Raw genomic sequence first — 14114 nt, 5'->3', positions numbered from 1 at the left:
AACAGGTGTCTGAGCCCAACGGATCCAAGACTACGAAATCCAACACGACGACGACGGACGTCGTGCTGGTGGGCGCTGGCATCATGAGCGCGACGCTCGGTGCCCTGCTGCGCATGCTCGAGCCCGACTGGTCGATCACGCTGATCGAGCGCCTCGACGGCGCCGCCGCCGAGAGCAGCGACCCGTGGAACAACGCGGGCACCGGACACTCGGCCCTGTGTGAGTTGAACTACACCCCACAGCGGTCCGACGGCACCATCGAGATCACCAAAGCGGTTCACGTCAACGAGCAGTTCCAAGTCTCCCGCCAGTTCTGGGCGCACGCCGTGGAGAACGGCGTGCTGCCCGACGTGCGCAGCTTCCTCAACGCGATCCCACACGTGTCCTTCGTGCACGGCGCCGAGCACCTGGACTACCTCAAGCGCCGGCGCGAGACGCTGGTCAAGAACCCGCTGTTCGCGTCCATGGAGTACATCGACGACGAAGACGAGTTCGCCCGCCGGCTGCCGCTGATGGCCGCCAAGCGCAACTTCTCCGAGCCCGTCGCACTCAACTGGACCACTGACGGCACCGACGTCGACTTCGGTTCGCTGTCACGCCAACTCATCGGCTACGGCGCCCAGCGCGGTACGACGACGCTGTTCGGACACGAGGTGGAGAACCTGAGTCAGGGGTCCGACGGCCGCTGGACGCTGAAGGTGACCAACCGTCGCACCGGTGCGAAGCGCAAGATCGACGCGAAGTTCGTCTTCGTGGGTGCCGGTGGCGGCGCCCTGCCACTGCTGCAGAAGTCCGGCATCAAGGAAGCCAAGGGTTTCGGCGGCTTCCCGGTCGGCGGCGAGTTCCTCCGCACCGGCGACCCGACACTGGCGGCCGCACATCAGGCCAAGGTGTACGGTCAGCCGCCGATGGGCGCGCCGCCGATGTCCATGCCGCACTTGGACACCCGCGTCATCAACGGCAAGTCCTGGCTGTTGTTCGGCCCGTTCGCGGGCTGGTCGCCGAAGTTCCTCAAGCAGGGCAAGATCACCGATCTGCCGTTCTCGGTGAAGCCAAACAACCTGGCTTCGATGCTCGGCGTCGGGCTCACCGAGATGAGCCTGGTGAACTATCTCGTCGGCCAGCTGCGCCTCAGTGAGGCCGACAGGGTGGACGCGCTGCGTGAATTCGCGCCGGGCGCCGTCGATTCCGACTGGGAACTGGACGTCGCGGGTCAGCGGGTGCAGGTGATCCGGCGCAAGGGTGCCGGTGGTGTGCTGGAGTTCGGCACCACGGTGATCGCGGCCGCCGACGGCAGCCTGGCCGGCCTGCTCGGTGCATCGCCCGGCGCATCCACCGCGGTGCCCGCGATGCTGGACGTGCTCGAGCGCTGCTTCCCCGACCGGTTCGAGGGCTGGCAGCCCAAGCTCAAGGAGATGGTGCCGTCGCTTGGCACCGAGTTGTCCAACGAGCCAAAGCTGTTCGCGGAGGTATGGGACTGGGGCACCAAGGCGCTCAAGCTCGACCGGCAGGCCAATGAAGTGCCCGCCGTGACTTCGTGATGGTCGCTCCGAGGCGGAGCTGGGCCAAGGATCTCGACGCTGCCACGCTGTACGAACTGCTCAAGCTGCGCGTCGAGGTTTTCGTCGTCGAGCAAGCCACGCCATATCCGGAGCTCGACGGACGCGATCTGCTCGCCGAAACCCGCCACTTCTGGCTGGAGAATCCCGATGGAGGAGTCATCGCGACGCTGCGGCTGATGGAGGAACATCCCGGTGGGGAGAAGGCGTTCCGGATCGGCAGGGTGTGCACCAAGCGCAACTACCGCGGCCACGGCCACACCAACCGACTGATGCAGGCCGCGCTGGCCGAGGTCGGTGACTACCCGTGCCACATCAACGCGCAGACCTACCTGGAGGAGATGTACTCCAAGAACGGGTTCGTCCGTTCCGGCGAGGAGTTCCTCGACGACGGAATTCCGCACGTCCCGATGGTGCGCGCCGGAATTCACGGCAACCCGTGACGGCCTCCTACCCGTTCAGCGCACTCGTCGGACAGGATCAGCTGCGCCTCGCGCTGGTGCTGTGCGCGGTACGGCCCGAGATCGGCGGCGTGCTGATCCGCGGCGAGAAGGGCACCGCGAAGTCGACGGCCGTGCGCGGTCTTGCGACGGTGCTGTCCGCTGTCGACGCTGATGCCCGCCTCGTCGAATTGCCCATCGGCGCAACCGAAGACCGCGTGGTCGGGTCACTAGACCTGCAGAAGGTGCTGCGCGACGGCGAGCACGCATTCTCACCAGGCCTGCTGGCCCGCGCGCATGGCGGCGTGCTCTACGTCGACGAGGTCAACCTCCTGCACGATCACCTCGTCGACGTGCTGCTCGACGCGGCCGCGATGGGCCGGGTGCACGTGGAACGCGACGGCGTCTCGCACAGCCACGAGGCCCGGTTCGTGTTGATCGGCACCATGAATCCCGAAGAGGGCGAACTGCGTCCGCAGTTGCTCGACCGATTCGGGTTGACGGTCGATGTGTCCGCGTCCCGCGACGTCGACGTGCGGGTCGAGGTGATCCGCAGGCGCATGGCGTTCGAGGCCGACCCCGAGGGGTTTGCCGCGCGCTACGCCGACGACGACGCGGATCTGTCGCGCCGGATCGCTGCCGCCCGCGCGGCCGTCGCCGACGTGGTGTTGCCGGATGGGGAGTTGCGGCGCATCGCGTCGCTGTGCGCGGCGTTCGACGTGGACGGCATGCGTGCCGACCTGGTGGTGGCCAGGACGGCGGTGGCGCACGCGGCCTTACGCGCAGCCGATGCGGGGGAGAGCGCGCCAACCGTGGTGGCCGACGACATTCGCGTCGCGGCCGAACTTGCCCTGCCGCACCGGCGTCGTCGCGACCCCTTCGACGATCCGGGGCTGGACCCCGAACAGCTCAACGAGGCGCTCGCCCAAGCCGGTGACCCGCCGCCCGAACCCGAAGCCGAGCACGACCCGGAGCCCGATCCGCCCGGCGGCGGTGGGCACTCCGGTGAAGCACCGGATCAGGCTGCACCCCAGGGCGGTTCGCACTCGGGCGGTTCGCGGCCGAACGCACCGGCTGCGGCGGCCTTCCGGACCAAGGCGCTGGTGGTGCCCGGGGTCGGCGAGGGCGCACCTGGCCGTCGCTCGCGGGCCAGGAACCGGACGGGGACAACGGTGTCGGCAACCGACGATCCCGACGCCGGACACGGCGTGCACCTGTTCGGCACCCTGCTCGCCGCCGCGCGCCACCAAGAGCGGCCCGGTCGGGTCTCGGTGGTACCCGACGACGTGCGCCGCGCGATTCGCGAAGGGCGCGAAGGCAATCTGGTGATCTTCGTCGTCGACGCCTCCGGATCGATGGCCGCACGCGACAGGATGGCGGCCGTCGGCGGGGCCACGCTGTCGCTGCTGCGCGACGCGTATCAGCGCCGCGACAAGGTCGCCGTCATCACCTTCCGCGGACAGCAGGCAGACCTGGTGTTGCCGCCAACGTCGTCGGTGCACATCGCAAGCCGCAGGCTGGCGCGGTTCGACACTGGTGGCAAGACCCCGCTGGCGCAGGGTCTGCTGGCGGCGCGGGACGTGGTGTTGCGCGAACGAGCTCGCGATCGCGCGCGCCGCAGCCTGGTGGTGGTGCTCACCGATGGCCGTGCCACCGGTGGTCCCGACCCGCTGGGTCGCACCAGGAGCGCAGCCAGACTGCTGCGGGCCGAGGGCGCCGCCGCGGTCGTGGTGGACTGCGAGACGTCCTATGTGAGACTGGGTTTGGCCGAGGACCTGGCCAACCACCTTGGCGCGCCCGCGGTCCGGCTCTCCGAGCTCCGGGCGGATGCCTTGACCCGCTTGGTGAAGTCCGGGGCCGAGCTCGGCGCCGCTTGATCTACTGGCAGGGAGAGATTCGATGCCACAGGGCCAACCGCTCACCGTACCCGACGACGGGCTGACCACCAGAGCCCGGCGCAACGCCCCCCTGCTCGCGGTGCACACCGGGCCCGGCAAGGGCAAGTCCACCGCGGCGTTCGGGATGGCGTTGCGCGCCTGGAACCAGGGCTTCGACATTGCGGTGTTCCAGTTCGTCAAGAGCGCCAAGTGGAAGGTGGGCGAGGAGGCGGCCTTTCGCGAACTCGGCCGCCTGCACGACGAGCAGGGCATCGGCGGGCCAGTGGAATGGCACAAGATGGGCGCGGGCTGGTCGTGGTCACGCAAGCCCGGCAGCGACGACGACCACGCCGCCGCGGCCGCCGACGGTTGGGCCGAGATCTCCCGCAGGCTGGCCGAGGATCGCCACGACTTCTACGTGCTCGACGAGTTCACCTATCCGCTGAAGTGGGGCTGGGTCGACGTCGACGACGTGGTCGCGACCCTCGTTTCGCGCCCCGGCCATCAGCACGTCGTGATCACCGGCAGGGATGCGCCGCCTGCACTTCTCGATGCCGCCGACCTGGTGACCGAGATGACCAAGGTCAAGCACCCGATGGACAGCGGCCGCAAGGGTCAGCGCGGCATCGAGTGGTGAGCACCCCTTCCGCGAGCGCGCGTGTCTGCGGGCGACACGCCGGATACTTTCCAACATCTGCGCGCGCTCGTTGCGATCGTGCGCGCGTTCGTCGCGATCGAGCGCGCGCAAAGTGCTCCCATTTTGCGGCGTGTCGGGCAACAGACACGCACGCTCGCGGGGAGTGGGGTCGCGGGGAGTGGGGTCGCGGGGAGTGGGGAGTGACGTGAGTACGCCTGCGGTCGTGATCGCCGCACCCGCGTCGGGCAGCGGCAAGACCACGGTGGCCACCGGGCTGATGGGCGCCCTGCGCCGGGCCGGACACCGCGTCGCACCGTTCAAGGTCGGCCCCGACTTCATCGATCCCGGCTACCATGCGCTGGCCACCGGACTGCCTGGTCGCAACCTCGACCCGGTGCTGGTCGGGGAGCCTCTGATCGGGCCGCTCTTCCAGCACGGCACCCTCGGGGCGGACATCGCCGTCGTCGAGGGCGTGATGGGACTGTTCGACGGCCGGATCTCGGAACAGTCCGTCGGCCCGGCCCAAGGCTCCACCGCGCACGTCGCGGGCCTGCTCGGTGCGCCGGTCGTGCTCGTCGTCGACGCCAGGGGCCAGAGTCACAGCGTGGCCGCGCTGTTGCACGGCTTCGCGACGTTCGACCACTCGGTCCGGATCGCGGGCGTGATCCTCAACCGGGTCGGCACGCCACGCCACGAGCAGGTGCTGCGGCAGGCCTGCGAACAGACGGGTGTACCCGTGCTCGGGGCGATCCCGAGGGCCGACGAATTATCCATTCCTTCACGGCATCTCGGCCTGGTGACGGCGGTAGAGCACGGCAGGCTCGCGCAAGAGGCCGTCGCGGCGATGACCGAGTTGGTCGCCCGTCACGTCGACCTCGCCGCGGTCGTGGACGCAGCCGGCTCCCGCGTCGCCGACGCCGCATGGAATCCCGCCGTCGCCGAGCATGCCGCCGATGACGTCGTCGTGGCGCTGGCCGCAGGCAAGGCCTTCAGCTTCGGCTACCCCGAGCACGCCGAACTGCTGCGCGCCGCTGGAGCCGCCGTCGTCGAGTTCGATCCGCTGACCGAGGCGCTACCCCCGCACACCGCGGCGCTGGTGCTGCCAGGCGGCTTCCCCGAGCAGTTCACCGCCGAGCTATCCGCCAACGACGTTGCACGCCAGCAGGTTCGGCAGCTCGCGGCATCGGGGGCGCCGATCCACGCCGAGTGCGCCGGACTGACCTATCTCGTCGACGACCTCGACGGCATCCCGATGTGTGGCGTGCTGTCCGGCTCGGCCCGGTTCACCGAGCGGCTGACGCTGGGGTACCGCGACGCCGTCGCGACGGCCGACTCCACGCTGCACGCCGCGGGCACGCGGATCGTCGGCCACGAATTCCATCGCACCGCCGTGACATTCGGGCACGACTACGAGCCGGCGTGGCGGTTCGGCAGGCGTCCCTCGGACGTCGTGGCAGACGGCGCCGTGCACTCAGGGGTGCATGCCGGCTATCTGCACACCCACGCCGCCGCACATCCAGCCGCGGCGACCCGCTTCGTCGCCGCGGCGGCAGCCTCTAAGCTCGCCCAGTGACCGAGAACGCCTACCTCGTCGGCCTGCGCCTAACTGGGCGGAAAGTGGTCGTGGTCGGCGGCGGCACGGTCGCCCAGCGTCGGTTGCCCCTGCTGCTGGCCAACGGCGCCGACGTGCACGTGATCGCCACTGCGGCAGGTCCGGCGGTGGAGGCCACCGCGGGCATCACACTGGAACTGCGCGACTACCGCGACGGCGATCTCGACGGCGCCTGGTATGCGATCGCGGCCACCAACGACCCGGCAGTGAACGCCGCCGTCGTCGCCGAGGCCGAACGCCGCCACGTCTTCTGCGTACGGGCCGACGCCGCCCGCGACGGCACCGCCGTCACGCCCGCGTCGTTCGAGTACGACGGCCTTTCGGTCGGCGTGCTCGCCGGGGGAGAGCACCGCCGTTCCGCTGCCATCCGCACCGCGATCCGCGAGGCACTGCAGAGCGGCGTCATCACCGACGAGGTGCCCGACGGACTGCGCGGCGCGGTAGCCCTCGTCGGCGGTGGGCCCGGCGACCCCGAGCTGATCACGGTCCGCGGCCGCAGGCTCCTCGCGCAGGCGGACGTCGTGGTCGCCGACCGGCTGGCGCCGCCCGAACTGCTGGCCGAGCTCGCACCGCACGTGGAGATGATCGACGCCTCGAAGATCCCTTATGGCCGCTCGATGGCCCAGGACGCGATCAACGAAGTACTGATCGACCGGGCCAGGGCGGGCAAGTTCGTGGTGCGGCTCAAGGGTGGCGATCCGTTCGTCTTCGCCCGCGGCTACGAGGAGGTGCTCGCGTGCGCGGATGCGGGCATTGCGGTGTCCGTGGTGCCCGGTGTGACAAGTGCCATAGCTGTGCCCGCGCTGGCCGGCGTTCCGGTCACCCACAGAGGCGTCACACACGAGTTCGTGGTGGTCAGCGGCCATGTTGCGCCCGACCATCCCGAATCGTTAGTGAATTGGAATGCCCTGGCGGCGCTGTCGGGCACGATCGTGCTGCTGATGGCCGTCGAGCGCATCGAGCTGTTCGCCAAGGTCTTGCAAGAAGGCGGCCGAGCTGCGGAAACGCCGGTCCTGGTGGTCCAGCACGGCACCACCGCCGCACAGCGGACCCTGCGCACCACGCTTGCCGACGCGCCAGAACAGATCCGCGCGGAGGGCATAAGGCCTCCCGCGATCATCGTGATCGGGTCCGTGGCGGCCTTCGGCAGTTAAAGGATTCTTAAGATTACTGTAAGGTAACCCGCCATGACGGCTCTCAACGACGCAGAGCGCGCGGCGGCTACTGAAGGCCGGAGTGACGCTAAACGCGCCAGCAACCGTGCGCTGCCCGTGCACGCGGGGCAGTCGACGATCGGGCGAAGTGGCTGGTACCCCGAGTGGCTGCCGTCGCGCCGGTTCCTGGCCGCGGTCATCGCCATCGGCGGCATGCAGCTGCTGGCCACCATGGACAGCACCGTGGCCATCGTCGCGCTTCCTAAGATTCAGGACGAGCTCAACCTGTCCGACGCCGGCCGCAGCTGGGTCATCACCGCCTACGTGCTGACCTTCGGTGGCCTGATGCTGCTTGGTGGCCGCCTCGGCGACACCATCGGCCGCAAGCGCACCTTCATCGTCGGCGTCGCGCTGTTCACCATCGCCTCGATCCTGTGCGGCATCGCCTGGAACGAGCCCACCCTGGTGTTGGCGCGGTTGCTCCAGGGCGTGGGTTCGGCGATCGCGTCACCCACCGGCCTGGCACTGATCGCCACCACGTTCCCCAAGGGGCCTGCGCGCAACGCCGCGACGGCCGTCTTCGCCGCCATGACCGGCGTCGGCTCGGTGATGGGCCTCGTCGTCGGCGGGGCGCTGACCGAGGTGTCCTGGCGGTGGGCCTTCCTGGTCAACGTGCCGATCGGCATCGTGATGATCTACCTGGCCCGCACCACCCTGCGCGAGACGCATCGCGAGCCGATGAAGCTGGACGCCACGGGCGCCGTCCTCGCCACGCTGGCGTGCACGGCGGCGGTGTTCGGATTCTCGATGGGCCCTGAAAAGGGCTGGACGTCCACGCTGACGCTGGGCTCTTGCCTGGCGGCGATGGCGTTCTTCGCTGCCTTCCTCTACGTCGAGCGCACGGCGATCAACCCCGTCGTGCCGTTCAGCCTGTTCCGCGACCGCAACCGGGTGGCCACCTTCGCGGCCGTCTTCCTCGCCGGTGGCGTGATGTTCACGCTGACCGTACTGATCGGTCTGTACGTGCAGGACATCATGGGCTACAGCGCGCTGAAGGCGGGCATCGGCTTCATCCCGTTCGTCATCGCGCTCGGCATCGGCCTCGGGCTGTCCTCGGCGCTGGCATCGCGGTTCCCGCCGCGGGTGCTGGTGATCGCAGGCGGCGTGATGGTTCTCGCGGCGATGCTCTACGGCTCGACGCTGCACGGCGACATCCCGTACTTCCCCAACCTGGTCATCCCCATCACCGTCGGTGGATTCGGCATCGGCATGATCGTGGTGCCGCTGATGGTGTCGGCCATCGCGGGCGTCGGCTTCGACGAGATCGGCCCCGTTTCGGCGATCGCGCTGATGCTGCAGAACCTCGGCGGCCCCGTGGTGCTGGCCATCATCCAGGCCGTCATCACCTCGCGCACGCTCTACCTGGGCGGCACGACGGGCCCGGTGAAGAACATGGACACCGCGCAACTGCACGCCCTCGATCAGGGCTACACCTACGGCCTGCTGTGGGTGGCGGCCGTCGCCGTCGTCGTCGGCGCCGTCGCGCTGTTCATCGGCTACACTGCCGAGCAGGTCGCCCACGCCCAGGAAGTCAAGGACGCGATCGACGCAGGCGAACTCTAGCTCGACGTCGGGCAGGCGCGAGCTCTAGTCGCGCCGCGCCCCTGAACCCCGCCGAATTCGGATCTGGGTAGGGTGGCAAGCCATGTCTGTCGCGGGGGGTTCGTCAGGGTCGACGGAGCGCACCAACACGCCACTTTCGTCGTCGGTGCTCGGGATTGCGATCGTCGCGATCACCGGCATGCAGCTCATGTCGACGCTGGACGGCACCATCGTCATCGTCGCGCTGCCGCGCATGCAGGCCGACCTCGATCTGTCGGATGCAGGCAAGAGCTGGGTGATCACCGCCTACGTGCTGACGTTCGGCGGCCTGCTGCTGCTCGGTGGCCGGGTCGGCGACGCGATCGGGCAGAAGCGTGCGTTCCTGTCCGGCGTCGGCGTGTTCACCATCGCGTCGCTGGTGTGCGGACTGGCCACCGACGAGTACACGCTGATCGCGGCCCGCGCGCTGCAGGGCGTCGGGGCGGCCGTGTCGGCACCGACCGGCCTCGCGCTGATCGCCACCACCTATGCCGTCGGGCACGCCCGCAACCAGGCGATGGCGGTCTCGGCGGGGATGCAGGCCACCGGATCGGTGCTCGGCCTGGTGCTCGGCGGCCTGCTGACCGTGATCTCCTGGCGGTTGGCGTTCCTGATCAACGTGCCCATCGGCATCGTCATCATCGCGATCGCCGCCATGCGGATCCGCGAGACGCACCACGAACGGCTCAAACTCGACATCACAGGTGCGCTGCTGGCCACGCTGGGGTGCACGGCGGCGGTGCTGGTGTTCACCCAGGGACCGCCCCGCGGCTGGATCGACCCGTGGGTGATCGGGGCCGCCGTCGCCGCGGTGATCTTCCTCATCGCGTTCCTGTTCGCCGAGCGCACCGCCGAGAACCCGTTGGTGCCGTTCTCGGTGTTCAACGATCGCAACCGGGTGGCGACGTTCATCGCGTGGTTCCTCGGTGGCGGTGTGCTGCTGACGGTGACCGTGATGGTCGGGCTGTTGGCCCAGGACGTCCTCGGCTACTCCGCGCTGCGGGCCGGGATCTGCTTCCTGCCGTTCGCGGTGGCCGTCGGCGTCGGCAACGTGCTGGCCACCCGACTGGCGCCGCTGATCGCGCCGCGCTGGCTGATCATCGGCGGCGGACTGTTCGTGCTCGCGGCGATGTTGTTCGGCTCGACGCTGACCCGCGACATCCCGTACTTCCCCGACTTGTTCCTGCCAATCGTGGTGGGCGGCTTCGGAATCGGAGTCATCTCGGTGGTCCTGCCGCTGTGCGCGGTTGCCGGGGTTGGACCTCGGGAGATCGGGCCCGTTTCGGCCATCACATTGATGGTGCAGAACCTCGGTGGACCCCTCGTCCTGGTGGTGATCATGGCGGTGCAGACGTCGCGCACCCTCTACCTCGGCGGCACCACCGGTGCGGTGAAGAACATGACGCCCGCCCAACTCGACGCACTCGGCTACGGCTACACCTATTCGCTGCTCTGGGTGGCTGGCATCGCGATCCTGGTCGGCATTGCCGCATTCTGGATCGGCTTCTCCGCCAAGGACATCGCCAGGGCGCAGCACACCCGCGAAGCGGTGGAGGCAGGCGAGCTGTAGCGCTAGCGTGGCCGCCATGCCCGATCACTCGCAGCTCACCCGCCAGCAGGTCTCCGACGCCGTCAGCCCGCTCGGCTGGCGCCTCGTCCTCGGCGCGGTGTACACCGAGATCGACGTGGCCTCGCTGGTGCAGGCCGCAGAGATCGCCACGATCGCCGCCGCTGGCGTGGGCACCGACGGCCAGGACCGTCTCACCGTGGACATCCAGGCCGAGCGCGCCCTGCTACGGCTGATGCCCCCGCTGGGCGGTTTGGTCACCGCGCTCGAGGTTCGGCTGGCCTGCGCGGTGTCCGAGGCACTGGCGTCGCGCGGGTTCACGACGGGCCCCGGCAGCGGTGACCGGGCGGGCAGGCTGCAGGGACTCGAGATCGCCATCGACGCCATGGACATCGGCAAGGTCAGGCCGTTCTGGCAGGCGGTCACCGGTTACGTCGGTGAGGTGGGGCCATCCGACCTGACTGCGGGGTTGATCGACCCGATGGGGCGCGGTCCGGCGATCTGGTTTCAGCAGATGGACGAGCCCCGCCCGCAACGCAACCGCATCCACATCGACGTCGACGTGCCGCACGACGATGGGGAGGCCAGGGTCCGAGCCGCGATCGCCGCGGGCGGCACACTGCTGAGCGACGTCAGGGCGCCCGCGTTCTGGGTGCTCGCCGATCCCGAAGGTAACGAGGCGTGTGTCTGCACGTGGCAGGCCAGGGACTGAACCGGGGCGAGCGAAGCGACGGGGGATCGTGAACCGGGGCGAGCGAAGCGACGGGGGATCCTAATTTCGGGTCGGGTACGCACGTGAAGGAGGGGTTCGCCGTGGTCGCTAAGGTTGTCGGCTGTGATCACCCGCATGTCCGAGCTGTTCCTGCGCACGCTGCGCGAGGACCCGGCAGACGCCGAAGTGCCCAGCCACAAACTCTTGATCCGCGCCGGTTACGTCCGGCCCGTCGGGCCCGGCCTGTACAGCTGGTTGCCGCTTGGGCTCAAGGTGCTGAACAAGATCGAGAAGGTGATCCGCGACGAGATGGCGGTGGTCGGGTCTCAGGAGGTCCGGTTCCCTGCGCTGTTGCCGCGTGCACCGTACGAGACGTCGAACCGCTGGACCGAGTACGGCGACGGCGTGTTCCGGCTCAAGGACCGCCGTGGCAACGACTACATGCTTGGCCCCACCCACGAGGAGTTCTTCACGCTCACCGTCAAGGGGGAGTACAGCTCCTACAAGGACTTTCCGCTTCGGCTGTACCAAATCCAGACCAAGTACCGCGACGAGGCCAGGCCGCGCGCAGGCATTCTGCGTGGCCGCGAATTCATCATGAAGGATTCGTACTCGTTCGACGTCGACGACGACGGCCTCAAGAACGCCTATCACGCGCATCGTGAGGCCTACCAACGGATCTTCGCCAAGCTGGCGGTGAAGTACGTGATCGTCGCGGCGACGTCCGGCGCCATGGGCGGCAGCGCCTCGGAGGAGTTCCTCGCCGAGAGCGAGGTGGGCGAGGACACCTACGTGCGTTGCCTGCAGTCGGGGTACGCGGCCAACGTCGAAGCGGTCGTCACCACGGCGCCCGACGCGTTGCCGATCGACGGGCTGCCCGAGCCGGTCGTCTACGACACGGGGGAGACCCCGACGATCGCCACCCTGGTCGACTGGGCCAACGGCGCGGATCTCGGCCGCACCGTCACCGCGGCCGACACGCTCAAGAACGTGTTGTTGAAGACCAGGGTCCCCGGTGGGGAGTGGGAGCTGCTGGCGATCGGGCTGCCCGGCGACCGCGACGTCGACGACAAGCGACTCGGCGCTGCGCTGGAACCCGCCGAGTACGTCATGCTCGGCGACGACGACTTCACCAAGACCCCGTTCCTCGTCAAGGGCTACATCGGTCCGAAGGCATTGCTGGACAACGGCGTTCGCTTCCTCATCGATCCACGTGTGGTGGACGGCACCACGTGGATCACCGGCGCCAACGAACCCGGTAAGCACGTCACGGGGCTGGTTGCCGGTCGTGACTTCGTGGCCGACGGCACCATCGACGTCGCGGAGGTCCGCGACGGTGACCCGTCACCCGACGGCGCCGGTCCGCTGGTGAGCGCCCGCGGCATCGAGATCGGTCACGTCTTCCAGTTGGGCCGCAAGTACGCCGACGCGTTCAGCGCCGACGTCCTCGGCGAGAACGGCAAACCGGTGCGGTTGACCATGGGCTCCTACGGTGTCGGGGTGTCCCGGTTGGTGGCCGTGATCGCCGAGCAGCACCATGACGAGCTCGGATTGCGTTGGCCCGCATCGGTTTCCCCGTTCGACGCCCACGTGGTCATCGCGAACAAGGATGAGGAGGCCCGCGCCGGTGCCACCGAGCTGGCAGGCGCGTTGGATCGTCTCGGCGTCGAGGTGCTGTTGGACGACAGGAAGGCCTCGCCGGGAGTGAAGTTCAAGGACGCCGAGCTGGTGGGCGTGCCGTGGATCGTGGTGGTGGGCCGCGGCTGGGCCGACGGGACTGTCGAGCTGCGCAACCGCTTCACCGGCGAGAATCGGGAGATCGCCGTCGACGACGCAGGCCTTGAAATTTCTGCAGCCATCTCGGCCTTCGTTACGGGCTAGCGCGCCCTACTCGGTGCCGCCGGGGAACGGCACGGTGTTCGGCACCACCTTCAGCACGTCGCGCCACTTGGCCGCGGTGACCGCGCACTGCGTCAGCGCCGTGACTGCGAAGGTACGGTCCTCGCCCGCGGTCGCCTGCTCGAGCACCGCGCGCCACGCCACCGCGGAGTCCTCCTCCATCCGCAACGCGAGCTTCGCGGCGTCGGTGGGGCTGTCGACCTCGATCGGCATCTGGTAGCCGGTCGCGGGCAGCGGGGCGGGCACGTTGCGACCCTTGAGGCGGGCGATGGCGTCCTCACGGAGTTGGCGGTGCCCCGCCATCGCGTCGGACACCAGGTCGTTGACGTCCGGCGTCGAATGCGCCGACACCAGGCCGTACCCGTAGATCGCGCCGTGCTCGTTCGCGACGGCGTCGAACAACGCGGCGTCCGGACCGTTCGGGGGCCGCGACGGGCTCGTCGCCGGTGCCGTCCCTGGCGTCGTCATGACGACTGCCCGCCGTCGAGGCCGACGGTGAACGCCGCCGTGCACGATGCGGCGATCGACCCGAGCAGCCCGGCGGGGTAGCCAGACTGCTGCGCGGCCGACTGCGCGGCACTGTCTGCGGATTGCTTGAGGGCGGCGATCACGTCGCGCGGTGTGGGCGGCGGGAGCGGCTGGCCGGTGGTGCTTGTCGACGTCGGGCTGGCCGACGCCGACGTCTGCGGCGTCTCGCCGGAGATCCTGGTGATCTCGTCGGAGAGCGCCTGGACGTGTGCGGAACGCTCGGCAGCCACCGTGGTCAGCGCCGCAGCGACGTCTGGACGGGCCGCAGACGCCGCTCCGGCCGCCAGCTGACTGTCCGCACGCGCGCGGTCCAGTTGCGCGACGAGCGCGTCGACGTCGGGCTTCTTGGCCGGTGCACCGCAGCCCGCGGCCGTCGTGGACAGCAGTGCCAGGGCCGCGCCGGAGATCAGGACGCGCCGCCTACTGACTGTGGGAAGGGCGCTCGGCACTTTGGACATCGGAGGACATCCTGCCAGTTGCCACGGGCT

12 protein-coding genes are annotated in these 14114 nt (G+C 69.2%); 10 read left to right on the top strand and 2 right to left on the bottom strand.

Going from position 1 to position 14114, the window contains the following annotated elements:
- Window positions 1-83 precede the first annotated feature (83 nt).
- The 10 genes from mqo to HNP02_RS22735 all read left to right on the top strand — a co-directional run bounded on the left by mqo (window position 84) and on the right by HNP02_RS22735 (window position 13080).
- Window positions 84-1541, top strand: a complete 1458-nt coding sequence (mqo, locus tag HNP02_RS22780) for a malate dehydrogenase (quinone) (protein ID WP_375373703.1) — start codon at window positions 84-86, stop codon at window positions 1539-1541.
- Window positions 1538-2002 (top strand): GNAT family N-acetyltransferase, encoded by a 465-nt coding sequence (locus HNP02_RS22775; protein WP_184442754.1) that lies wholly within the window; start codon window positions 1538-1540, stop codon window positions 2000-2002. The genes mqo and HNP02_RS22775 overlap by 4 nt, the downstream gene beginning before the upstream one ends.
- Complete coding sequence (locus tag HNP02_RS22770) at window positions 1999-3876, top strand: magnesium chelatase subunit D family protein (RefSeq protein WP_184442753.1); 1878 nt, start codon at window positions 1999-2001, stop codon at window positions 3874-3876. Before HNP02_RS22775 ends, HNP02_RS22770 begins: the two co-directional genes overlap by 4 nt.
- A 22-nt stretch (window positions 3877-3898) precedes the next feature.
- Window positions 3899-4513, top strand: coding sequence for a cob(I)yrinic acid a,c-diamide adenosyltransferase (cobO, locus tag HNP02_RS22765; protein ID WP_184442752.1), 615 nt, complete (start codon window positions 3899-3901; stop codon window positions 4511-4513).
- A gap of 205 nt (window positions 4514-4718) precedes the next feature.
- Window positions 4719-6086: a cobyrinate a,c-diamide synthase gene (locus tag HNP02_RS22760; RefSeq protein ID WP_184442751.1), complete on the top strand. Its 1368-nt coding sequence runs from the start codon at window positions 4719-4721 to the stop codon at window positions 6084-6086.
- Complete coding sequence (gene cobA / locus HNP02_RS22755; protein ID WP_184442750.1) at window positions 6083-7279, top strand: uroporphyrinogen-III C-methyltransferase; 1197 nt, start codon at window positions 6083-6085, stop codon at window positions 7277-7279. Before HNP02_RS22760 ends, cobA begins: the two co-directional genes overlap by 4 nt.
- Before the next feature lie 33 nt (window positions 7280-7312).
- Window positions 7313-8902, top strand: coding sequence for an MFS transporter (locus tag HNP02_RS22750; RefSeq protein ID WP_184442749.1), 1590 nt, complete (start codon window positions 7313-7315; stop codon window positions 8900-8902).
- 82 nt (window positions 8903-8984) lie between these two features.
- Window positions 8985-10490: an MFS transporter gene (locus tag HNP02_RS22745; protein WP_184442748.1), complete on the top strand. Its 1506-nt coding sequence runs from the start codon at window positions 8985-8987 to the stop codon at window positions 10488-10490.
- A 16-nt stretch (window positions 10491-10506) separates the two neighbouring features.
- Window positions 10507-11199 carry a VOC family protein gene (locus HNP02_RS22740; protein WP_184442747.1) on the top strand — a complete coding sequence of 231 codons (693 nt, stop codon included), beginning with the start codon at window positions 10507-10509 and terminating at the stop codon, window positions 11197-11199.
- Window positions 11200-11322: 123 nt separating this feature from the next.
- The gene (locus HNP02_RS22735; protein WP_184442746.1) at window positions 11323-13080 is read left to right on the top strand and encodes a proline--tRNA ligase; all 1758 of its coding nucleotides are present in this window, start codon (window positions 11323-11325) and stop codon (window positions 13078-13080) included.
- 6 nt (window positions 13081-13086) lie between these two features.
- Here the strand turns inward: HNP02_RS22735 and HNP02_RS22730 are convergent, their stop codons facing one another.
- Both HNP02_RS22730 and HNP02_RS22725 read right to left on the bottom strand, forming a co-directional pair.
- Window positions 13087-13566 (bottom strand): ferritin-like domain-containing protein, encoded by a 480-nt coding sequence (locus tag HNP02_RS22730; protein WP_184442745.1) that lies wholly within the window; start codon window positions 13564-13566, stop codon window positions 13087-13089.
- A complete protein-coding gene (locus HNP02_RS22725; RefSeq protein ID WP_184442744.1) occupies window positions 13563-14084 on the bottom strand; it encodes a hypothetical protein in 522 nt (173 codons plus the stop codon). Before HNP02_RS22725 ends, HNP02_RS22730 begins: the two co-directional genes overlap by 4 nt.
- Window positions 14085-14114: the final 30 nt, after the last annotated feature.

The organism is Mycobacterium sp. AZCC_0083, assembly GCF_014202335.1.
In the GTDB taxonomy this organism is placed as follows: domain Bacteria; phylum Actinomycetota; class Actinomycetes; order Mycobacteriales; family Mycobacteriaceae; genus Mycobacterium.
Note: the sequence above shows the minus strand (reverse complement) of the source record. Positions and strands in the feature narration are given on the sequence as shown.

Excerpts from the sequence above, each read along its gene's own strand:
- HNP02_RS22730 (WP_184442745.1), bottom strand. The coding sequence starts at position 13,566 with ATGACGACGCCAGGGACGGCACCGGCGACGAGCCCGTCGCGGCCCCCG.
- HNP02_RS22725 (WP_184442744.1), bottom strand. The coding sequence starts at position 14,084 with ATGTCCAAAGTGCCGAGCGCCCTTCCCACAGTCAGTAGGCGGCGCGTC.
- HNP02_RS22740 (WP_184442747.1), top strand. The coding sequence starts at position 10,507 with ATGCCCGATCACTCGCAGCTCACCCGCCAGCAGGTCTCCGACGCCGTC.
- cobO (WP_184442752.1), top strand. The coding sequence starts at position 3,899 with ATGCCACAGGGCCAACCGCTCACCGTACCCGACGACGGGCTGACCACC.
- HNP02_RS22750 (WP_184442749.1), top strand. The coding sequence starts at position 7,313 with ATGACGGCTCTCAACGACGCAGAGCGCGCGGCGGCTACTGAAGGCCGG.
- HNP02_RS22745 (WP_184442748.1), top strand. The coding sequence starts at position 8,985 with ATGTCTGTCGCGGGGGGTTCGTCAGGGTCGACGGAGCGCACCAACACG.
- mqo (WP_375373703.1), top strand. The coding sequence starts at position 84 with ATGAGCGCGACGCTCGGTGCCCTGCTGCGCATGCTCGAGCCCGACTGG.